Origin of the sequence: Microbacterium sp. B35-04 (assembly GCF_010634885.1) — a bacterium.
Taxonomy (GTDB): domain Bacteria; phylum Actinomycetota; class Actinomycetes; order Actinomycetales; family Microbacteriaceae; genus Microbacterium.
This window is the reverse complement of sequence record NZ_MWLP01000012.1, coordinates 38,927-59,830: the sequence shown is the minus strand read 5'-3', so window position 1 is coordinate 59,830 and position 20,904 is coordinate 38,927. Positions and strand designations below refer to the sequence as shown.

Below are 20,904 nucleotides of genomic sequence, written 5' to 3'. Positions count from 1 at the left end.
ACAAGATCCGAGAAAGCGGTCTGCGGACTTCCCGCATCGCCCTGATCCTCCGGTGTCCGCGACGCCGCGGTAGTTGGTGACCGCTGCCGAGTCGGCAGATGTCAGTTCTCGAAGAGCTGAGTCACTCCCGCTCTCGCTGCGCCCTCGTCAAGTCGATCCGACACGGCGTTGAGATCCTCATCGAAGAGGTCCGAGTAGACGTCGAGGGTCATCGCCGCTGACGTATGGCCAAGCATGCGCTGGATCGTCTTCACGTTCGCGCCTGACTGCACCGCCAGCGACGCCGCGGTGTGCCGCAAATCGTGCGTCGTCATCATCGGCAGGTCGGCATTCGCGAGTGCGGTCTTGAACCACGACTTCGATCCGTCGCCGGCGCGAGTGCGACGCATGTAGCTACCGTCCGACGCGGGGAAGATGAGCGACTCACGCGAGAGCCCAGCCGAGGTCAGCTGGAGCTGTTCCATCAGGAACGCCGGTACCGGCACGACACGCGCGGTGTGCGACTTCGGGGTGCCGACGTGGATCTTGCCGTGCACCTCAACGGCGTTCCTCGTGATGTGGATGCGGCCACGGTCGAAGTCGATGTCCTTGACGCGGAGTGCGGCTGCCTCGCCCCAGCGGATCCCCGTGTAGGCAAGCATCAGAACGAGAAGCTTCCGATCGCCCGACTCGCGCGCGAGCCTGATCACCTCGTCGTGCGCGAGGTAGCCGTGCTTTCCACGGGTCTTTCTCGGCAGTCCAATGCGTCCCACTCGCGCTGGGTTCGTTGCGACCCGGGCGTCGTAGACGGCGTCGTCGAGGATGCTCGCGAGCACGCCGAACGTTCGTATGGTCACCGTCGCACCGGTGGTCTTGGTGAGCTCGGCTACCCAAGCTCTGACGTCTGTGTGACGGATGTCCGCGACCTCCCACCCGCCCCAGGTCGGCTGCACGCGGAGTCGCCAAGCTGTTTCGATGGGGGCGAACGAGGACGGCTTCATCGTGTGGCGTTTGGCGTCGAGCCAGATCGGGCCCAGTAGGTCGACGGTTGCCTTCGCCGCCTGCGGGTCGATGAAGTTGCCCTTCGCACGCGCGGTGTCGATCTCGGCGAGCCAGAGTTCGGCATCCCGTTTACGTACGAATCCGCGTTTCGCCCCTTGCCGGCCGTTGGGCTTGCGATATCGCGCCTCGTAGCGCTTTCCGTTCGCGCTGTCGTAGGGGTGAACGCTACCCACGCGCCGGTCGACCGGCGTTGTAGTTCATGCCCTCGAGGCGTCCGGCTTTGCGGGCGTCGATGATCCACTGCGATGCGGTCCGGTGGGGAATGCCGAGTTCCTTCTGGATCAGCTTCGCCGGTGGCAGCCCTGCCAGAGCCGCGCTGCCGTACAGCAGTTCGATGGCTTCCATGCGCGCGTCACCGCCACCCCGTCGCACGACTTCCGCGGCGAGATTCGGGGGCAGGATTCGACCTTCGGCAGTCGTCAGATCGTCCACGCTCAGCCATGTCGCGAGCGGATCGTGTTCGTCGTCGAGTGTGAGGTAGATGCAGCGAGGTGCGGCGAGCTGAACGATCGCCTGCATCCCCACCTTCGCAACCGTCGGGTAGTTCAACTCGACTTCGTCGCGTACAGCGGTGCTATTGACGCCCTTGATGACGTAACGGCCCTCCTCGGGTACGTACCGCGCGACGACGGACGTCTGCACTCCCAACGACCGATCCACCGTCGTCGCGACGAACTCGGGGGTAATGCGCAGCGCGGAACCGACCGGCTGGGTGGCAGACCGCCACGTGACTTCGTGACCATCGGGTGTCTTCACGTCGACCTTCACCTCCCTAGTTTGTCTAACCGCGCGACGCTTTTGCATGACCTCTTGCATAGCGTAGCAGATAGTGCTTCACTCGTGTTGAACAAGCTGTGACATAGACAAGTGGAGGTGAATCGTGGTCACGATCGTTCAGCTGCATTCAGACGATCCCGAGCACACGTTCCTGACCCCGCAGGAACTGGCGGACTCTCTACCGGGGGTTCCTCTCAGTCGCCTGGGCGCGTGGCGTCGAAACGGCGGTGGCCCGCAATATGTGAAGTTCGGACGCACCGTCGTCTACAAGCTCTCGGATATTGAGCGATGGATCGGTGAGCAGACGCACCGCTCGACAGGGGATGCCATAGCTCCCGCTTCTCGGAGATACCGATGACGATCAGCGTCACCGTGTATTCGACGGGCGCCACCTGCATGCGCTGCGCCCTGACATGTCGATGCCTCTCTGCCGCCGGCATCCGCTTCACGGTCATCGACATCACCGAAGAGGTCAACGTCGACGTCCGCGAGTTCCTGACCGACGACCTCGGCTACAGCGAGGCTCCCGTCGTCGTGGTCGATGACGAGCCCGAGCATCATTGGTCAGGGTTCCGTCCAGACCTCATCGATCACCTGGCGCTTCGCATCGGAGCGCGGTCATGAACTCCCTGTCGACCGCTATGCCGGGCGAGACTCTTGCCGAGGCGGGAGAGCGTATCCGCGCGGCGTGTCCCATCAGCGGCGCGACTGCGACCGATCACGAATGCCGGGATCGTCACGAACTCATCACCGACGCGCTCCGAGTGCGCGGCATCCAGGGTGGCGATCGCAGCTGGCATACCGCTCAGCTCGCCGACGGACATGTCGTCGGCGTGTGGGCGGACTCGGTCGAGGAAGCCGAACTCAACCTGACGGTGTGGTGGGGTGAGCGCTGCCACTGGGTGATCCCCGATCCCGGCTGTCGGGTGCTCCAGGAGTACTTCCCGAGAGGCAAGCGCAGTGCGGCGGAGGCCGATGCCCGCTTCCGTCTCGGCACGCCCCGCAAGCCTCGCGATCGGTTCGCGCCGGCCGACTCGCTATTGGACCCGCTGCCTACCGCGGGCGGGGAACTCGACGGGGTCGGGTCGGGGTGGTGACCTCGTGGCTGACGAAGGGGAGTCGCCACGCGACACGATGGCACAGGAGCGCCGACTAGCGGCTGAACGCCAGCAAGAGGCCGAGCGGGAGCGCCGGCGACGATACCGCCAGGAGCATGCGGAACAGATCGCCGAGTCCAAGCGGCGGTGGCGCGAGCGAAACGCAGAGCACATCTCCGAGTACCGTCGCCGCTACAACACCGAACATCGTGAGGAAGTCCTGCGCAAGAAGCGCGAGTACATGAAGTCGTACGACGCCCGTAAGCGCGCGGAACAGCAGCGGCGGGAGGCGCGGCGGCAGTATCAGCGTGAGTACTACGCGGCGCACCGGCAGGAATACCTCGACTATCAGCGGGAGCGGCGTGCGGCACGGCGCGCGGCCGATCCCGATCGGTACCGTTCGCAAACCAATGCCCGCAACCAGCGTTGGAGAGACAGTCACAGGCAGCAGGAGAACGCGAAGCTCCGGGCCAAGTACTGGGAGGACCCGCAACAGGCCCGCGACAGGGCTCGCGCGTACTACACGGCGAACGCGGGGCGCATCACCGCGCACCTGCGAGAGAAGTACGCGGAGGATGCCGAAGCCAGGCGCGCATACCACCGGGAGTGGCGCCGTCGTGAACGACTCCGCCGTAGCGAAGGGTTGCCGCCACGTCGGCTGCACACCGTCACGAAGCAACAGCGCGATGCCAACGCCGCCGCCGCGGACGAGTTCTTCTCCAGGATCCGGGCCACTCGGGAGGTGCTCGAACAGAATCTGTCCGAGGTCTTCGGCCCGACGCCGCCGGCTCTCATCGATCGGTTCAACCGGGACAGTGCACGATGCCGGGCACTCGCGTACCTGCTGAACGCGCCTGACCCTTCCGACCGGCTCCGCGTGAGCGAGGCTCGACGATTCGCCTACGAAGCCGAGAAGGCAGCCAGACAAGCCGAGATGACCGCCCGGCAACGAGCACGAGCCATCGAACGGGTTAAGCAACTCGTCGCAAAGGGTGCCGCAGAGGCAGCCGAGAACGCCCGCCTCGACGCGATCGGACACGAAGTGAACCGACGCCTCCGAATCAACCCCCGCTCTCCACATCCCGATCCGGCGGCACCACACAGTGTCGGAGCGGCACCGCTACATAGCACCGGACTGAACCGATGATGAAGGAAAGGAGCTCATCATGCTCGACCGTGCAGACGCCGAAGCCACCATCTCCCTGGTGGCGTTCGCCGCATTCACCTACTACCCCGAAAAACCCATCGAGGAGCCGGGTTACACCATCGACGAAGACCTCGACTGGTGTCTGGAACCGCTTCGCAGTCTTCCATCAGACGAGGTCGCGGTGCTTCGTGAACGCATCCGGGATCTGATTACCGGCGCTGCCGATGATCGGCAGGCATTCATCCGGGACCTGCTGAGCCGCGCTTTCTAGCAGGCAAGGCTGAACTGATGTGCGGTGAGCCTTTCCTGGCCGGTCATCGTAGCTCCCTCCTGGGTGCTTCGTTCCGGGCTTTCGCGGCATATCCTCACCCCTCCGCTGTCGCTCCGGGGTTCCGGTATTCCACGACCCGGCACTGCGCCACCCTCCGGTCGCAAACGACGCCACTTGCCAGGAAGGCGTCAGAACAGTCAGACAGAACAGATGAACAGGAGGTCGAATCATGAACACCATCGCCGGATGGGATCAACTGGAAGAAGCGGTGGACCGGCTGGCGCATGTCTTCGCAGAGCTGCTCGACGGCCGTGAGGAGGAGGTAATCTGCAGCCTGCAGTTCGACGAGGCTGAGGCGCTCGCCGAGGTGCTTGACGCGGGACTGCATCCCGGAGTTGCCGCACGCCTCATGCACCGATGGGCGCTGACCGAGCCGGATTGGGACGACGAGCACGGCGAGGTCGTCCGCCGCTGGCTGATGAGTGACCTCGAGGCGAGGAGCCCTCTCCGCTCGGATTGAGAGCTGATGTCGGATGCCACGAGGACAGTCGATGCCAAGGGACACATCCGTCCAGGAGCCGATCATGAACGAGCCGAGCATCACGGCACTGACCTTTGCCGCCGCGGCGATCTGCAGCGCCTGCATCGTGCTGACGCTGCCTGTGATCGCCGGAGCAACGCTTCGCGGAGACCTCAGACGGATGCTGCGGACCTTGGGCGTCGCCATGATGTTCGCTGTTCTCGCACTAGCGGCGTTCGCCGTAGTCGGAGCGGACGCCGCCGGCTACTTGGGCAGGGCGTGACCAGCGGAACTGCCCAAGGCTCGCCGAACCGCCGCCTCGCTGACGCCGAGCGCTCGACCGATCTGCATGTATGAGCGCTTCTGCGCGCGGAGCTCTTGAGCCACGGCGATTCGCTGTTCCGTCATCACCCGTGGCCGTCCCGGCTTACGGCCGGCGAGGATCGCGGCATCCATACCCTGGCGCGTGCGAATACCGATGAGTCGGCTGCGCAGACCGTCGAGCGCATCGAGCGTGTCACCTATGCTGGCGCCCGTGCCGCCGGCGGTCGACAACGCGGGCTCCGTCATCGAACGCATGAGGATTTCGCGACGTCGCAACTGCGCGACGGTGGACACGAAGTGCTCCACGGAGTGCGACAGCATCACAGCGCTGGGGATCAGAAGCGTGTCACCCGCCTGAAGATTCTGCAGGCACGCGATGAGCTCGGGCCGCCGCGCTGCCGAGACGTCGAGCCGGTCGACGTAGACCCGGGACGCGCCGAGCATGCGGAGCGCCTTGACCTCCGCCTCCCCGTCCCCACGTGCGAGGAGATCTCGCACATACCCGACTGTTCGGCTCATCGCGAGATGCCGCGGTCGGGCTGAATGGGCGACACGGCCGGTGCGGCGAGATCCTCTCCGCGTGGCACTGCTGGGGCTGCTCTACGCAGCTCGGTCAGCCGCCGGGCAAGGTTCGCCTCGGCTGCCGGTCGGGCCTTCGAGTGAGCGGGCAATGCCAACTGGGAGAGCACCTCATTGAGTGCCACCCCATGCAACTCGATCAACAGCTCGGCGAGCGGTCTGGATGCTTGGCCGGCGGCCAATGCGTAGTCGGTCATGGACCGCAGCTCCGACATCCACCGCATGGCGAAGCCGCTGGACATCGAGGCGGACTGTTCCCGCAGGAGTGCGCGGGTCGCACCGGCGAATCCCTCGGGAGCGGTTCGCTCGGCATCGAAGCACGCCCGTCCGTCGCGCCCGATGACGGTCAGCTTGTCGACGGATGGCGTCGCCTCCAATTCGCCGATCAGTGCGCGAGTGCTGTTCCAATCAGCATCGTGGGCGCCCACGCTGGTGAAGCGCGACGCGCGGCCACCCTGAGCGTCAAGAAGGTAGCGGGATGCCGCAGCCAGAAGGCTCTCTGCCCTCGGCGTGGCCACAACGACGACCCGCGTCGCGAAACCTTGGTGAGCGAAGAGGTCAGCCGTCCGCAGAGCAACTTCCGGAGAGTGGAACGAGCCGTCGACGAGCAGTGACCGCCCGATGGTGCGAGCGTGCCGCAAGCAGCTTCGCGCCCAGCTCGCAGTCGATTGAGAGAGAAGTTGTGGCGCCTCCGCCGATCGCGAGCGGGCGAGGGCGAGGAAGTTTGGATGGAAAACCTGAAGGTCGTCTCCGTTCAACACCACCATGTCTGTCGGCGAGTCTGCGAGCATCTGCGCGGTTGCTCTGGATGTGCCGGCGCCGGGTTGTCCCGCGAGCAGCACGAGCGAGGGTCTCGCGGGTGATGGCGCGTTGGGGAAGACGATCGGAAGGATCTGTTCGTCGAAGATTCGCGCCGTCTCCTCTTCGGACGGGATGAGATCGCTCACGGCAACGAGCCTGAGAGAGTACCGATTCGCTCTTCGAGAGCTAGACGAGTGGCGTTGACGGCGTCGCGATCGAATCCATCCACCTCGAAGACCTGGCGGCGGATCGCAGCAGCCTCCGAATGAGCGCGACTCGCCAGAAATGCACCCTCCCTCGAGAGGCGCAAGAGCAACGCGATTGCGGTGTCGGCAGCATCGCGCATCGCCTCGTACGCGACGACGTCGTTCGCTCGCCATGCCGATCGTTGCTCAGTCATCTGGCCTCCGTCAGCAGTCTATTGGCCCGTCAGAAACGTCGAGCGGAGTATCGACGCAGACGTTGACTCAGATGAGGACCGTTCGGGAGGGGTCGTCATGAGCGCTGGGGGCAGCCGACGTATTCTCCCTGACGCTGAAGGGCCTGGAGTTGCCGCCAGACGCGCGGTGAGTGTCGGGCCGCGCCGTCGGCACGGACTTCGTGTGTCCTGCCGCCGTGCCGCGCAGATCCGCTGACGCACGCGCTACATGCGAGCGGGGGTGATCGGCGGACGAAGTGGGACTGCGCGAGCCTTCGCGCAGTCCCACTTCCTTGTGACTGTATCGCCGAAGCGGCAGCCTCTATTGGTTCACGGCATTTGATCGTGCCCGGCTCTTCTGCGCGTCAATCATGGCGTCGATGACCGGGATCTCCGCCCGTCCTAGTCCTCGATAGACGGCGGGCTTTCGGGCTCGCATGTACAACGCGACCGCCACCCCGCCGACGAATGCGACCACGTGCAGCAGCACCAGCCAGGTCAGCTCGCCCGGCGCGCCACCGACGACGAGGTCGAATCGGAGGATCGCGAAGATGAGGATGACACCCAGTGCGAGTGCGGTTAGAGCGGGGGCGATGTAGGAGACGAACACATTCTCGCCCGCGGCCTTCCGCTTCCGTGCGAACCAGCCGATGATCGCAACGCTCACCAGGACCATCAGGCAGATGATGCCGGTGGATCCCAGTCCGCTGAGGCGCGCGTAGATCGTTCCCGCGTCGGCGCCGAACACCGCAAGAAGAATAAGCACAATCACGACCAGCCCGGCGACGGCGTTGGATGCGCGGTACGGCGAGTGGTGCTTGGTGTGCACTGCCGACAGGGTGTGCGGGAGGGCGCGATCGGCGGCGAGGTTGAAGATGTACCGAGCCAGGATGTTGTGCAGGCACAACGCGGACGCGATGACCGAGGTGACGACCAGAACATAGGTGACCTGGGCGAAGAACGGCGCGGCGTACTGCATGATCGCGTTGGTAAACATGGTGGCCGGCTCGTTGATCGCGATCTCCTGTGCGCTGGATCCATACGCCGTGGTCAGCGCGAACGCGGAGACGCTGTACAGCAGCGCGATGAAGGCCACCGCCGAGTAGGTCGCACGGGGGACGGTCTTGTTGGGAGTGCGGACCTCGTCGCGGAACAGGGCGGTGGCCTCGAATCCGATGAAGGTGAGGATCGCGAACAGCAAGGTGACAGCCATGTCGCCTTGAGCGAACGTGGTGGGAAGGAATGCGGCGAAGGTGGGGCCTTCCGCGCCTCCCTGGGCGACCACGACGACGTCGAAGATCAGCACGAGGAGGACCTCGAACACCATCACGACGGTGAGGATTCGGGCGGACAGCTCGATGTGGAAGTAGCCGAGCACGCTGACGAATGCCCAGCCGGCGATCGTCCACAACCACCACGGTGTCTCGGGCCCGCCGAAGCCGGTGATCAGTTCGACGGTGGAGATGCCGAAGAAGCAGTACAGCCCCGCCATGATGATGAAGTAGGAGACGGTCGCGACGTATGCCGCCCCGAGACCGGCTTCTTTCCCGAGTCCGTTGGTCACGAATGTGTAGAACGCACCGGGCTTGGGAACGGAGCGCGTCATCGCCATGTACCCCACGCTGAACAGCAGCATCAAGACTCCGGCGGCGAGGAACGCGAACGCTGCGCCTTCGCCGTTGACGGCGATGGCGATCGGGATGAATCCGGTGACGGTCGCGATGGGTGCTGAGAAGGCAAGCACACTGAGGGCGAGTGCGGTGGCAGTCATCCGCCCGGTGAGCCTCTTGGGGGAGCCGGGTACGTCCGACGGAGAGTCGGTGGCGACGATGGGCGGAGGTGCGGTTGAGTCGGACATAAGGGGTGAGCTCCTTGGTGAGGTACTGCATTGTCGATGAGATGTCAGCGGTTGGCGAGTAGTCCGCTGCGGTGGTGATACCCGGGGGTTAGTTGGGCTGTGCCACGACGCGGGCGATCGCGCCGATCTCGATGAGGGCGCCTTCGCCGCCGAGGTCGGCGACGCCGACGCCGGTCCACGCGGGATGCGGGGCGGGGAAGTATCGGTTCTTGACGGGAAGGAACCATTCGTTGGTGGCTGCCATCCCGCCCTTGTGGAACGTCTGAAGCAGCACCACATCGGCGAGAGTGGCGCCCCCTTCCGCGAGGACATTGATGAGAGCGTCGAGCGCGAGTTCGGATTGGCGGGCGCCGTCGGCAGGGATCGTGCCGTCGGAGTCAACGCCCAGCTGTCCGGAGACGAAGATCAGGTCGCCGCTGCGCAGCCCGGGGGCGAGCCCGTAGGTAGCGGCGTCTTGCTCGCTTCCGGAGGGGATCAACCGGTGGAAGTCGTCGCGGGAGAAGGTGTCGGTCATGTCGGTTTCCCTTCAGACTGATGCGACAGCGGCGGGGACGAGGTCGCTGAGGATGCTCGAGGCTGCGGCTTCGCCGGCTTGGACGGCGCCCTCCATGTAGCCGGTCCACATTGCTGCGGCCTCGGTGCCGGCGAAACGGATCGGTCCGACCGGGTCGGTGAGAGCCGACCCGACGGTGCTGAGCAGCCCGGGGGGCATCACGGTGACAGGGGCGCCCAGTGTGTAAGGCAGGGTCGGCCAGTCGGTCTCGAAATACCCGACCGCCTCGCGCGCTTCGGCGCCGATCACGGCCTCGAGGGACGCGAGGATTCGGATACGTCGCTCATTGTCCGCGAGACTTGACCACTGGTCGTAGTCGCGCCCGCCGATGAAGGCCACGATGGTGGCCTGTTCGTCTCCAGGGCGAGTCACGTCCAGCGCGAGGTAGCCGAGATCGAGGTCGAAGATCTCGCCAGACAGGCCCGCGTCGCGCCAGAACGGCCGGGCGTAGCGAACCTGCACCTTCGTCTCCCGGCCCATCGGCGCGCGGCTCTGCAACTGCCGACGGGGGTGGGGCAGGACCGGCGAGAAGACGAGGGTGGCGGCCGCTGAGGGCGGCATGGCGATGATCGCGGCCGGCGCCGTCACTTGGCCGCGCGGTGAGATCGCTGTAACCTCCCCGTCGCTGTACACCACCGAATGCACCGGCCATTCTGTGAGTACCGTCACTCCGGGAAGCTCGGCTATGCGCTGTGAAATCTGCTGCGAGCCGCCCAACCACAGCGCGTCCTGCGCGGTGACTTGCAGCGCATGCATCCCCTCGCATTTGGCGACGTACTGCGCCCAGAACAGCATCGACATCTCGGTAGTGTCCGCGCCGACGATGATGTTCAGGTCGGTGGTCATGATGGCCCGCACGAGCGGGTCTTCCACATTTGCTTCGAGCCACGTCGCGACGGTGACGGCGTCAAGCTCCTTAGCGATCGGGCTGTTCCAGGGTGCGTCGGCGCCGACCTGTTCCGCGAGGTCGTCGAACTTGGCGTACGCGGCGGTGAGCTTGCGGTCAATACCGTCCGTGCTTCCGAACGTGGCGGGGTAGCCGCCGTCCGGCGCGCGAACCACGTCCCCGTTTACCCGGTATGACATCTGGCCTTCCGGGCGCGCCGCGACCGCCGTCAGCCCGAGCGCCTCGCCGAGGGCGCGGGACCGGTGATGAGTCGCACCGATGAACATCCCACCGAGATCCAGTGGGCCGCCGGGCACGGTGGCATCCGAGTGCGTGCGGCCGCCGACTCGGTCCTTCGCTTCAAGCACGGTCACGGTGAGGCCGGCTTGCGTCAGGGTGTACGCGGCCGTCATCCCGGAGAGGCCACCGCCGATGACGAGGACGTCGGATGTACGGTCTGGTTCCGGATTGTTGGTCATAGCTGTCTCATTTCTCTCGGACGGGAACACGCATCGAGTGAGACAGAGCTGCCATAACTCGAAGCCTTACAAACGTTAGTGAGCGCAAGTTTCGACGGTGTTGCCGGGAGGTTGCGTTTGCTAACGATCGTTAGTAAGGTAACGCATGAATCGTCGAAGCGCCAGAGTCTGCGCCCACCGATCTCACTACCCACTCAGCACGCTCAGCACACGTATGGCGCAGAGAAGCGCCGGAAGGACGGAGACCATGACCGGTCGACTGGACCAGAAAGTAATCGGGATCACCGGAGGTGGCAGCGGAATGGGCTTGGCCTTCGCTGAGGCCTTCGCCCGGGAAGGCGCCTGCATCCTCGTTGTAGATCTCAACGAAGACGCAGCGACCGCCGCCGTGCAGCGCATCCAGGACGGCGGTGGGCGGGCCGTATACGCGGTCGCAAACGTCGTTAATCGCGATGAGGTGAGCGCGGCGATCCAGACTGCAGTCGAAACGTTCGGTCGACTGGATGCCTGGTTCAACAACGCCGGCTACAACAAGGCGATGCAGTTCCTCGACGTCACCGAGGACAACTTCCGCGCGGTGATGGACGTCAACGCCCTGGGCGTTCTGATCGGCACCCAGGAGGCGGCCAAGCAGATGATCACGCAGGGCAGCGGCGGCAAGATCATCAACACGTCATCCATGGCCGGCCGAGAAGGATTTCCGACCTTCGCGCCGTACTGCGCTTCCAAAGCCTCGGTGATCTCCCTCACTCAGTCCGCAGCGAAAGCGCTGGCCCAGCACGACATCACGGTCACCGCGTTCGCTCCCGGGGTCGTTGTCACACCCCTTTGGGACAAGCTCGACGAGGACCTCTACAAGATCGGCGACATCGATCGACCCGGAACGGCCTTGGGTGAGTACGAGAAGGGCATCATCCGGGGCCGCAACGCCTACCCCGCGGACATCGTCGGGACAGCACTGTTCCTGGCCTCCAGCGACTCCGACTATATGACCGCCCAGTGCATCATGATCGACGGCGGCGCCACGCTCGTCTGATCAGCCCGAGACGGCACGCCCTCGGTCGGATACCAAGGAAAGGGAGACTGTGAAGCTCGGTACGGCACTCGTCGGAGGGACCACCAGAGCGTTTCGACAGGACGACTCCGGCACCTTCTTCTATGCGGCGGGCAATGTGGACGAACTGCTTCGCGATCCGCTTTGGCGTGAGCAGAGCAGTGAGCCCGGCGAAGCACCGGCGCCGGGCGAGCTTACTCAGCCGGTCATTAGGCCCGGGAAAGTGATCTGCGTCGGACTGAACTACCACGACCACGCCGCCGAGGTCGGCAAGCAACCCCCAGACGTGCCCACGCTGTTCAGCAAAGTCGCGACGGCTCTCATCGGCCCCCGAGACGAAATCGAATTGCCTCCGCTGAGTTCCGAGATCGACTGGGAAGCCGAACTGGCCGTCGTCATCGGGTCCCAGGTCAAGCGAGCGAGCGAGCAGCAAGCGCGTGAGGCCATCCTCGGCTACACCGTGCTCAACGACGTCAGCGTCCGCGATTGGCAACGTCGCACATCGGAATGGTTCCAGGGCAAGAACTTCGACCGGTCGACCCCGGTCGGGCCGGTGATCGTCACCGCCGATGAGCTGGATCCATCGGACGGGTTGCGGGTGCAGACCATCGTGAACGATCGGGTCGAGCAGGACGGGACGACTTCAAACCTCATCTTCGGAGCCGTCGACCTAGTCGTATACCTCAGTCAATTCCTCACACTCGAGCCAGGCGACATGATCGCCACCGGCACCCCCGGCGGCGTCGGATTCGTGCAGAAACCGCCGCGATTCCTCCGGTCCGGGGACGTCATGACGACCCGGATCGAAGGAATCGGCGACCTCGTCAACACCATACGCCTCGGTGAGCCGCACCCCGCGACAGCGTCTCCCGAGAGCCGCACTCAAGACACGCTCGCCGTGAAAGGAAAGCCATGACAGACACACCGCAAACCCAGTACAAGCGCCCCAGCGTGCAGAAGCGGGACGAACTCCCCTTCCTCGACCATGACCAGACCTCCAAAGCGCGCCGGTACGCCGGCGTCACGCCCCGCAACACCGAAGTGGAGAGCCTGTGGTTCGGGAAGGTCTTCACCGCGGTCGGCGAGGCATCAGATCCGCACCACCACGGTGAAGCGGAGACAGGCGGTTACGTCCTCCAGGGACGCGCCTTCCTTCGCTTCGGAGAACGATTCGAGGAAATCATCTACGCCGAGGAGGGTGATTTCATCTTCGTCCCCCCTCACATGCCGCACATCGAGGGCAATGCCAGCAGCACCCAGGAACTCATCTGGCTCACCGCTCGGCAGCCCGACAACATCGTCATCAACCTGCCCGACGAAGACGTCGCCGACATCGAGATCGACTACCGCGACTGACCCTTGAACGATGATCACGGGCGGCGACGGCAGTATCGTCGCCGCCCGTGGAAGGCGGAGCCACTCATGATCCAGCACGTCGTCACCTTCCGGCTCAACGGGTCTTCCCGCGAACAGCGCGACGGCCAAGCCGTGCTCGCAAAAGACGTCCTCGAGCAGCTGCGCGGTCGCGTGCCCGGGCTGACACACCTGCGGGTAGCCGCAGACTTCGGCACAACGCCGACGAACTGGCATCTTGTTCTTGTCACTCACCACGAGTCCACCGAAGCGCTCGACGAGTACATTCGTCACCCGCTGCACGTGGCCGTCAAGTCCCAGCTGGATCAGCACGTGTCTGAACGCGCCATCGTCGACTCATACTTCTAGCGACTAACTGCCAACCGTTCGAAGTTGGCGGTCTGGTCATCGGACGTCGATGGGTGCGCGAGATAGTGATTCGAGCATCGCGCCGACTACCTGCGAAGCCGTGTCTACGATTGCACCCAAAGACGCCTCATCGCCGTCCCATCCGCTCCACGACCGCACGCCATCGAGCACGGTTATGATCGCCGCCGCCAGACGTGACAGATCGCCCTCGTACCCGAGATCCCGGATAACCCCGACGTACAAGGCGTCGTACAAGCCGACAAGATGACGGGCCTCGGCACGCGTCTCTGCCGGCAAGATCCCACTGATGCGATCAGTCGCCAGCAGTAGATCGAACATGTCGTTCTCGAGCATCGTCAGCTGACTGCGCACATGATGATCAACCAGAACATCGAGGAACGTCTTCGGATCGTTCGTCGCCCTGAGCACCTCCACGACGCCCTCCGCCCACTGCGAGTAGTGCCACCGCAGCGCTGCACCAACAAGCTCGTCCCGACCCCCCGGGAAGTGGCTATACAAACTGGGCGCTTTCACATTCACCTGCTTACCGAGCGCCCGCATCGTCACCGAGCTGTAGCCCGTCGTAGTGGCCAAGCGAAGAAACGCGTCCAGGATCTGACGACGGCCGTCCGTCAACCCGGTCCAATCGAAAGCCGCGAGAGTCGCCTGGAGCTTCTCTAGAGCATCAACGCGGAACATTGCGTCAGACATGAGGATTCCAAACGGTCAGGAGTGACATCAAGCTTCATCCTAACGAGTGTTCGGAAGGCTCGTCATGGCCACGCCGCAAGCGGACGCCGAGCCAGGCTGTAGTAACGCGCAGAGTAGCGCGCACGAGGTCAGAAACGTTCGCAAACTAGCGTGGACGAACAGGGTTCTGGGCGGAGTCAAGCGGGAACCGACACCAGCCCAGTCCGCCACGCGGGCGGAACTCGCGTGGCCTGAATGGCGGACATTCTTCCCGCCGCCGACGAGCTGGATGCGGGCAGACCTATCGCGGAGGGTTACCTCCGCTCGCAAGCGTGGACGATTCGGCAGGCGAGCGACTACTGAGTGTGGGCGAACACCCTGGCAACGTAGAGACCCAGGCGAACCAGACCGTTCCATCCCGCGGCTACTAGCAGCAGGAACAGAAGCGGGCCAAACCACCAGTGAGTCGCGATGTTCACGATGATGGAGTTCCACAGGATCTCGAGCGCGGTCCACCTGCTTTCCCAGATAAGCCCTGACCAGTCGATCTCCATCGGCGCTTTCCTTCCTCCGACTGGAGGTTACGCGGTGACTGGGACATTTCAGGCTGGGCGCGCACTCGAGAAAGGCGGCACTCAGGCTCCGCCAGTGGTCGATCTGTATTCGGCAGTGCGCGCAGAGAGGGCGTCAGAGAGGGCGGGGGATCCCGCCGCGCGTGTGCTCCGACTTCGTCGCCTCCGCGGTGGTTGCTGTTCGTGACGGTATTTTTGCATCTCATCCCACAACGGGCGAGGCTGAAACGAGGCGTTGGCGAAGTGTTGGCGCGGGCGACGCGCCCACGAGACCGGGAGGTGCAGTCCGCATGCGACGCACGATGCTGAAGTCGAAGATTCATCGTGCGACTGTCACGGGCAGCGACCTGAACTATGTGGGATCGATCACGATCGACCCTTACCTGCTCGCGGCGGCGGACAACCGTGAGCACGAACAGGTTCACGTTGTCGACATCGACAACGGTGCCCGTTTTGAGACTTACACGATCGCAGGCGTCGCAGGTGACGGTGAGATCCAGGTCAACGGCGCGGCCGCACGCCTCGTCCACCGGGGCGACACCATCATCGTGATCTCGTACGCCGGTTACGACGAGGACGAACTCGACTCATACGAGCCGGTCGTCGTTCATGTCGACCGCAGCAACACGGCGATCAGCGTCGACGACGCGGTAGCGCACCTGCACGTGCAGAACTGACAAGCCGGATCCATCCACCCGCCCGCCAAACTCAAGATCCATCCGGACATGACTATCCACATCCGGCCGCAGGCCCGTTCAGGATCGTGTTGCGAGCGTTCGGGGATCTGCGCGGCAGTCTCATGTGCGCAGCGTCGCGCTGGAAGGGACGGCTGCAGGGGACGGTCTTAGTAGGGCTCACAGGCGAAGCCGTCTCCGTCGCGGTCGAGGTCGTAGATGTCGCTGCCGACCACGCGTGCGATGCCGTTGAAGTAGGAGGGGCCGTTTCCGCTGCCGCCGGCGCAGTCGACGTCGCTGTCGATAGGCACGCACGCTTCGGCGTAGTTGGAGTCGCAATTACCCGCCGGCTGCGCGGGTGCCGGCGGTGGCGGCGGTGGCGGCGCGACGTAGGTGCCGTTCGCGACCACTTGGGTGGTTGGCTGCGTGGTGACGACGTCGGAGACCAGTTCGCGGCTTACTTCCTGCCCGTCAAGCAGGTGCACCCGGTAGGTCAGCGCCTTTTCTCCGTTCTGGCCGGGCGTGCGGACTTGTGTCTGCCCCGCGGGAAGGGCGCCATCGTCCACCCAGGTTTCGGTGAACGGGATCGCCTCGGTCACGACCTCATCCCGCGTGCTTGTCACCGGCGTCGGGGTCGGAGTCGGTGTCGGGGTCGAGCGGGACTCGTCGGAGCGCGCTTCCTTGGACGATGACTCTCCCGCGAAGTGCGCCGCCTCAACGTTCGAGCTACGGCCGGTGTTCGGCAGCACGGCCGCGCTGACGCTCCCGGTCACCACCAGCACTGCGGCAGCTGCCGCTGTGACTGCGATCGCGGTCTTGCGCGAACTGAGACGAAGCCACGTCCGGGTGCCCTTCGCCAGCGCCACAATGCCGGTGATGAGCACGATCAGCGCGATGACGGCCACGACCGGCGACAGCAAGATGACCGGGATCAGCGCCACGGCGCCGATGAGGACCCACACCCACACCGGCATCCGCCTGGAGCCACGCTGCGCCGGCGGGGTCGGGGTGGCGGGGATCGGCTCGACCCAGCTCGTCCCGTTGCTGGCGACGTGCGGGCTCCACGCCCCACCATCCCACCAGCGCTGCCGGGTAGCGTTGACCGGATCGGGATACCACCCAGGCGGCTGCGTCGTCATTGAATCTCCCCAGAAATCCCTCCGACCCTAGCGACCAATCCGCCACCTCTCGAACCAAATGTGCCCCATGCGACGCGGCATTGGCGAAACCTGACGAGACCTTGAGGATCGCCGGTGGTACGACCGCAATGCGCGCACGGCGGGTCGCTGCCTGGGCAAGCAGGCTGGTAAGTCGGCGTCGCGGCCACCCCGATGGCCACATGAACGTCGCACACCGTGATCGGAGGTCGAGACGTGTCTGGCGTTGCCCGACGCGGCGGGTAGCATGCGTGAGGCCGCCTTCTGGGGAAGGCGTTCTTCCCGGCACTCATGGCCTTCAATCCACTGCGCCCGCGCGAAGGAGCTCCACGATGGCGTCCACGGTCAACACCACGCCGCCGCCGCCGGCAGACGCGAGCTCGGCCGCGCGCACGCGTAAGCAGGTTCCGGTCTGGCTGTGGGTGATCACCGGTGTCGTCACGTTCGGGCTGCTGATCCTGCTCGCGCCGCTCGTCGCCGCTGCAGCGCTCACTGTCCTCATCACTGGCATCGTCGCGCTCGCCAAGAGCACGCGAACATGGTTGCGGTTCCGCTCCCGCAACACGGCGATTGTCGCGACAGCGGCGGCCGCGGTGGTGTTCTTCGCCGCCGGGTTGATGACATCTGTCGTGTACCCGGCCGCCGCTGGGGCGGGCCGTGAAGCCGCGCCGGCACCGATCTCGGCTCCCGTCACCCCGACCGCCACACCAGAGACGACGCCGAATGCCGGTGCCGAGCCTGTCGACGCCGAGATCACGGACCAGTCGTTCGCGGGGCAGGTTCAGACGGTCGCAAACGCAGGTGCGACCGCAAATCGGTCCGCGCGCTCGGTGCTGGCGACGCTCGAGGTGAAGGGTCGTGCCCCGAAGACTGGGTATGACCGCGACCAGTTCGGGCAGCGCTGGCTGGATGTGGACCGCAACGGCTGCGACACCCGCAACGACATTCTCGCCCGCGACCTCACCGACGTGACCAAACACAGCACCTGTCGCGTGTACGGCGGCGTCCTCGCCGACCCCTACACAGCGACGACCATCACCTTCGTTCGCGGCGAAGACACCTCCGCTGCCGTGCAGATCGATCATGTTGTCGCGCTCTCCGACGCCTGGCAGAAGGGTGCGCAGCAGCTCACCGCCGACCAGCGTGCGAGCTTCGCCAATGATCCGCTGAACCTTCTCGCCGTGGACGGTGCCGCGAATGCTCAGAAGGGCGACGGGGACGCTGCGACATGGCTGCCAAAGAACCGGGCGTACCGGTGCGAGTACGTCGCGCGCCAGGTGTCGGTGAAAGCCCACTACGGCTTGTGGGTGACCCAGGCCGAACACGACGCGATCGCGAACATTCTCAACACCTGCCCCGATCAGCCGGCGCTGACTTCCACCTTCGCTGCGGCGCCCGTCGCCGAAGCAGCACCGGAACCCGCGCCCGCCCCGGCACCGGCCACCCCCGCTCAGCCTTCGCCCGCACAACCCGCGCCTGCACCTGTGGCCCCGGCGCCCGCGGAGGTCTACTACAAGAACTGCGACGCTGTCCGCGCCGCGGGCGCGGCACCCATCCATCAGGGCCAGCCTGGATATGGCCCGCACCTGGATCGGGATAAGGACGGCGTCGGCTGCGACACCTGACCAGCGTGACCACGCACGCCCCCCATCCTCGTACGGGCAGGCTGTCCGCTACCTCGAACCGATGGGACCGCTCGGGTCTGGGCGCGGCGCATCCTGTCTCCCGTGCGGCTCAACCCTCACAAATAAAGGAGAAGTGTCACCACCAACGAACCCCGAACTGTCACCGATGTCCTGATACGGGTTCGTCACCGATGTCCTGAGACATGGCAGCGGTTCTTCGTGCGTCTAAGTGGCCAGGAATGGACACGAATAGGTACGAGTGGTCGACGGCGTGAACAGCCTCGTCTTCGTCGTCCGCCGCGATCCGCGCCGACCCCGAGGGCGGACGACCCGGCGACCTTCGATGGCGACGGTCCGAAGGGCCACGAATACGACTGCGAAGCGCGTAGATGCCTAAATGCCGCCTTCACGGAGGCTCGCGAGATGGGCCTTGGCCTTCACGAGAAACTCGGTGTGCTGGTCAAAGAGCAGCAGTACACGCTCGCCCGGAGCACGCTCGGGGGCCATGACGAGTTCTGAGGCCTCGATGGCGACCATCGTCCACACGATGCCGATTTGTGATACCTCGTCGGGAGCTCCGCGCATCAAGATCCCTTCGAGCCCGGCTTGCAGAGCGTTGATCTGCTTCATGAACTTCTCGTTTTTGACCCGCATTCGGGCTGCGTACTCGTGGTCGGACTCTTCGTCCTCCTGAGCAATCTCGACGAAGACCGACATGGCGGCGAGGAACAGGGCGTCGAGTCTCGTGTACTCGGCGGCGAACTCCTCATACCGACGCTTCTTGGCGTCCGATTGTGATGCGCGCCGGGAGAGGTAGACGGTGGCCGCGAGGCCGCCGAGCGCAACGACTGCGGTGGACGCGATGCCGATCAACGCGACCAGGGTTCCGGCGAGCGCGATCCAAGTCTCCGGATCCATACGGGCCCCCTTGATCACGTGAGGCGAGCATTGCAGGCTCGGCGACGCTCCGAAAGGGGCATCGGGCGCTGTTCGTCCCGAATCCCGATGCGGTCCGTCGAGTAGACCATCGCTCATCGGGCCAGGCGCGAAAGCGGGACCATCCACGTGCTTTCGGCCTGCGCGTTGTTGGTGAGCCACCGCAAGGATCTGCGCGCGGCAGCGAGGGGCAAGTGCAGGAGGGGATGGCGGAAACCGTCCTTCGGCGGGGCACCGGCCCTCGTGGGTCAGCGTGGCGTGATGGGGGGTAGGCGGTAGGTGCCCTCGGCGATCGCGGTGTCGCCGCCGTAAGCGCGGATGATGACGGTGAATGGGCCCGCCGGGGCGGGCAGCCAATTCGCGGCCTCGAGCGGATCGGCCGGCCGGCGGTGCAGCACGTGGAGGATGAGCGACCCATCGTCGCCATAGTGGACGCCGGGGGTGCGGTCGCCGATGGAGTACCGGTCGATCTCGTTGGCGCTGAGCAGCCGCTGCGGGAGAGTGTAGAGAGTCGCCGACCAGAAGAACCGGGCTCTGGGGAGCTGATCGGCGGTGAACGTGATCGTGTACTCGGTGGCGCCGGTGATGGGGTTGCCGGCGGAGTCGACGAGCCAGCCGCCGTACCAGGCGATCGCCGGCGGAAGCCCATAGAGTCCCTTCTTCGCACCGACGTTGCGATTGTCGTACGCGGCCGCCATCTCATCCCGGGTGCCGAACAACCCGGTCGAAGTCGAAGCATGGGATGCGACGTCGTCGAGGTGCGCGATGCCGTCGGCCAGCCCCTGTTCGAATGTCGCCCGTTGGTTGTCATCGAGGCCGCTGGTGCGGAACGCGCCACCACCATCGAGGCCGACCGATGCCATGCGATCCCTGATGTCGCGGTCTTCCTCCAGCGCGGGCGCGAACTGCAGGAGATAGTCGAGAAAGTCATAGAAGCGGATGTCAGTGGCGGCGGCCTCGTCCCAGGTCGGCCACGACAGCGGCTCGGCGGCGGGTGCGGGGGCGCCCAGGTACTCCGACAGCGGGACCGCCGAATAGGAATGCTGAATGCGGCGCAGCTCGTCGACATCCCCATCGGTGAACGCGGTCCGCCCGAGGCAGCCGACGAACTCCGCGGAGGCGGTGGTCACCCCGTCGAACCCCTCGGGCGTGCCGCCCGTCCATGTCGGCCCAGCAAGGAGATAGCGGCCAGCACCGGTGCCGGTGGTGGCCGCGCTGACGTAACCCGCGTACACCGTGTAGAGGTCGTGGAACGGGAGGCTGTAGAACCTGTCGATCGCCGGCACAGTGATCACCCACGGCTCCGCCCGCAGATCGAACCACCCCCACGAGTACGGGGTGTCGTTGTTCGGCGTCACGATATCGGTGTTCGCCGGTGTGAACGGCTCCGAATAGTGCCGGTAGGTACCGAAACCCCCGGTGAAACGCGGATCCTGGACGTCGACGGCCTGCTCGTACAGGGTGCGGTAGTTCTCGATCATCGCGTACCCGAAGGTGTACGCGTCGCAGGCGATCAACCGGAGAGCTGCCGCATCAGTCATAACTCCGACGCTATCCGAGCACCATCGCGCACGTCAGATTTCTCGCCCGATCGGATCCCTTCGCGGGCACCAATACGAGCACGGGCGCTCACCGCGCTTGGGGCTGCGATGTGCGTCGGCGTCCGACGCAGTTTCTGAACGCGCCGCGACGGCTGTAGGAGCTGTGGTGGAACGTTCAACTA

General features: G+C 65.1%; 25 protein-coding genes. 12 read left to right on the top strand and 13 right to left on the bottom strand.

The annotated features are described in order from the left end of the window. Nucleotides 1–101: 101 nt before the first annotated feature. Together B1729_RS03685 and B1729_RS03680 are read right to left on the bottom strand one after the other, a co-directional pair. Nucleotides 102–1,214, bottom strand: coding sequence for a site-specific integrase (locus B1729_RS03685; RefSeq protein ID WP_163618488.1), 1,113 nt, complete (start codon nucleotides 1,212–1,214; stop codon nucleotides 102–104). Continuing rightward, nucleotides 1,207–1,809 (bottom strand): hypothetical protein, encoded by a 603-nt coding sequence (locus B1729_RS03680; protein WP_239525979.1) that lies wholly within the window; start codon nucleotides 1,807–1,809, stop codon nucleotides 1,207–1,209. The genes B1729_RS03685 and B1729_RS03680 overlap by 8 nt, the downstream gene beginning before the upstream one ends. A gap of 363 nt (nucleotides 1,810–2,172) precedes the next feature. Here B1729_RS03680 and B1729_RS03675 point away from each other — a divergent pair, with 363 nt between their 5' ends. The 6 genes from B1729_RS03675 to B1729_RS03650 all read left to right on the top strand — a co-directional run bounded on the left by B1729_RS03675 (nucleotide 2,173) and on the right by B1729_RS03650 (nucleotide 5,136). Then, nucleotides 2,173–2,442, top strand: coding sequence for a glutaredoxin family protein (locus tag B1729_RS03675; RefSeq protein ID WP_204260098.1), 270 nt, complete (start codon nucleotides 2,173–2,175; stop codon nucleotides 2,440–2,442). Then, entirely contained in the window at nucleotides 2,439–2,915 is a 477-nt protein-coding gene (locus tag B1729_RS03670) for a hypothetical protein (RefSeq protein ID WP_163618487.1), read from the top strand. Before B1729_RS03675 ends, B1729_RS03670 begins: the two co-directional genes overlap by 4 nt. Nucleotides 2,916–2,952: 37 nt before the next feature. Next, nucleotides 2,953–4,062, top strand: a complete 1,110-nt coding sequence (locus tag B1729_RS03665; RefSeq protein ID WP_163630752.1) for a hypothetical protein — start codon at nucleotides 2,953–2,955, stop codon at nucleotides 4,060–4,062. Nucleotides 4,063–4,081: 19 nt separating this feature from the next. Further along, nucleotides 4,082–4,333: a hypothetical protein gene (locus B1729_RS03660; RefSeq protein ID WP_163618485.1), complete on the top strand. Its 252-nt coding sequence runs from the start codon at nucleotides 4,082–4,084 to the stop codon at nucleotides 4,331–4,333. Between the two features lie 229 nt (nucleotides 4,334–4,562). Continuing rightward, a complete protein-coding gene (locus B1729_RS03655) occupies nucleotides 4,563–4,853 on the top strand; it encodes a hypothetical protein (protein ID WP_163618484.1) in 291 nt (96 codons plus the stop codon). A 64-nt stretch (nucleotides 4,854–4,917) separates the two neighbouring features. Then, a complete protein-coding gene (locus tag B1729_RS03650; protein ID WP_163618483.1) occupies nucleotides 4,918–5,136 on the top strand; it encodes a hypothetical protein in 219 nt (72 codons plus the stop codon). Here B1729_RS03650 and B1729_RS03645 read toward each other — a convergent pair. From B1729_RS03645 to B1729_RS03620, 6 genes are all read right to left on the bottom strand, one after another. Continuing rightward, nucleotides 5,118–5,696, bottom strand: coding sequence for a recombinase family protein (locus tag B1729_RS03645; RefSeq protein WP_275575835.1), 579 nt, complete (start codon nucleotides 5,694–5,696; stop codon nucleotides 5,118–5,120). The two genes, B1729_RS03650 and B1729_RS03645, sit on opposite strands and share 19 nt — an antisense overlap. After that, nucleotides 5,693–6,703, bottom strand: a complete 1,011-nt coding sequence (locus tag B1729_RS03640) for a zeta toxin family protein (protein WP_163618481.1) — start codon at nucleotides 6,701–6,703, stop codon at nucleotides 5,693–5,695. Before B1729_RS03640 ends, B1729_RS03645 begins: the two co-directional genes overlap by 4 nt. After that, nucleotides 6,700–6,957, bottom strand: a complete 258-nt coding sequence (locus tag B1729_RS03635; protein WP_163618480.1) for a hypothetical protein — start codon at nucleotides 6,955–6,957, stop codon at nucleotides 6,700–6,702. Before B1729_RS03635 ends, B1729_RS03640 begins: the two co-directional genes overlap by 4 nt. 340 nt (nucleotides 6,958–7,297) lie before the next feature. After that, nucleotides 7,298–8,746 carry an APC family permease gene (locus B1729_RS03630; protein WP_204260097.1) on the bottom strand — a complete coding sequence of 483 codons (1,449 nt, stop codon included), beginning with the start codon at nucleotides 8,744–8,746 and terminating at the stop codon, nucleotides 7,298–7,300. Between the two features lie 175 nt (nucleotides 8,747–8,921). Then, on the bottom strand, nucleotides 8,922–9,347 hold the full coding sequence (locus B1729_RS03625; protein ID WP_163618478.1) for a Rid family hydrolase: 426 nt from the start codon (nucleotides 9,345–9,347) through the stop codon (nucleotides 8,922–8,924). Between the two features lie 12 nt (nucleotides 9,348–9,359). Next, nucleotides 9,360–10,751, bottom strand: a complete 1,392-nt coding sequence (locus B1729_RS03620) for an FAD-dependent oxidoreductase (RefSeq protein WP_163618477.1) — start codon at nucleotides 10,749–10,751, stop codon at nucleotides 9,360–9,362. Nucleotides 10,752–10,998: 247 nt separating this feature from the next. On the opposite strand from B1729_RS03620, the gene B1729_RS03615 reads away from it, so the two are divergent. The 4 genes from B1729_RS03615 to B1729_RS03600 all read left to right on the top strand — a co-directional run bounded on the left by B1729_RS03615 (nucleotide 10,999) and on the right by B1729_RS03600 (nucleotide 13,527). Beyond that, nucleotides 10,999–11,787, top strand: coding sequence for an SDR family NAD(P)-dependent oxidoreductase (locus B1729_RS03615; protein WP_163618476.1), 789 nt, complete (start codon nucleotides 10,999–11,001; stop codon nucleotides 11,785–11,787). Nucleotides 11,788–11,836: 49 nt separating this feature from the next. After that, entirely contained in the window at nucleotides 11,837–12,721 is an 885-nt protein-coding gene (locus tag B1729_RS03610) for a fumarylacetoacetate hydrolase family protein (RefSeq protein ID WP_163618475.1), read from the top strand. Continuing rightward, the gene (locus tag B1729_RS03605) at nucleotides 12,718–13,161 is read left to right on the top strand and encodes a cupin domain-containing protein (RefSeq protein ID WP_163618474.1); all 444 of its coding nucleotides are present in this window, start codon (nucleotides 12,718–12,720) and stop codon (nucleotides 13,159–13,161) included. The genes B1729_RS03610 and B1729_RS03605 overlap by 4 nt, the downstream gene beginning before the upstream one ends. Nucleotides 13,162–13,227: 66 nt before the next feature. After that, the gene (locus tag B1729_RS03600) at nucleotides 13,228–13,527 is read left to right on the top strand and encodes a Dabb family protein (RefSeq protein WP_163618473.1); all 300 of its coding nucleotides are present in this window, start codon (nucleotides 13,228–13,230) and stop codon (nucleotides 13,525–13,527) included. A gap of 36 nt (nucleotides 13,528–13,563) precedes the next feature. On the opposite strand, the gene B1729_RS03595 is transcribed toward B1729_RS03600, so the two are convergent. Further along, complete coding sequence (locus B1729_RS03595; protein ID WP_163618472.1) at nucleotides 13,564–14,238, bottom strand: TetR/AcrR family transcriptional regulator; 675 nt, start codon at nucleotides 14,236–14,238, stop codon at nucleotides 13,564–13,566. A 335-nt stretch (nucleotides 14,239–14,573) separates the two neighbouring features. Then, nucleotides 14,574–14,771 (bottom strand): hypothetical protein, encoded by a 198-nt coding sequence (locus tag B1729_RS03590; protein WP_163618471.1) that lies wholly within the window; start codon nucleotides 14,769–14,771, stop codon nucleotides 14,574–14,576. A gap of 161 nt (nucleotides 14,772–14,932) precedes the next feature. Here B1729_RS03590 and panD point away from each other — a divergent pair, with 161 nt between their 5' ends. After that, nucleotides 14,933–15,466 carry an aspartate 1-decarboxylase gene (gene panD, locus B1729_RS03585; protein WP_239525975.1) on the top strand — a complete coding sequence of 178 codons (534 nt, stop codon included), beginning with the start codon at nucleotides 14,933–14,935 and terminating at the stop codon, nucleotides 15,464–15,466. Nucleotides 15,467–15,633: 167 nt separating this feature from the next. Here panD and B1729_RS20690 read toward each other — a convergent pair whose 3' ends face one another. Next, nucleotides 15,634–16,602, bottom strand: coding sequence for a G5 domain-containing protein (locus tag B1729_RS20690; RefSeq protein WP_163630751.1), 969 nt, complete (start codon nucleotides 16,600–16,602; stop codon nucleotides 15,634–15,636). A gap of 350 nt (nucleotides 16,603–16,952) precedes the next feature. On the opposite strand from B1729_RS20690, the gene B1729_RS03575 reads away from it, so the two are divergent. Beyond that, entirely contained in the window at nucleotides 16,953–18,245 is a 1,293-nt protein-coding gene (locus tag B1729_RS03575; RefSeq protein ID WP_239539378.1) for a DUF1524 domain-containing protein, read from the top strand. Nucleotides 18,246–18,638: 393 nt separating this feature from the next. Here the strand turns inward: B1729_RS03575 and B1729_RS03570 are convergent, their stop codons facing one another. Together B1729_RS03570 and B1729_RS03565 are read right to left on the bottom strand one after the other, a co-directional pair. Continuing rightward, nucleotides 18,639–19,163 (bottom strand): hypothetical protein, encoded by a 525-nt coding sequence (locus B1729_RS03570; RefSeq protein ID WP_163630749.1) that lies wholly within the window; start codon nucleotides 19,161–19,163, stop codon nucleotides 18,639–18,641. Between the two features lie 266 nt (nucleotides 19,164–19,429). Further along, on the bottom strand, nucleotides 19,430–20,722 hold the full coding sequence (locus tag B1729_RS03565) for a DUF1254 domain-containing protein (protein WP_163630747.1): 1,293 nt from the start codon (nucleotides 20,720–20,722) through the stop codon (nucleotides 19,430–19,432). Between the last annotated feature and the right edge of the window lie 182 nt (nucleotides 20,723–20,904).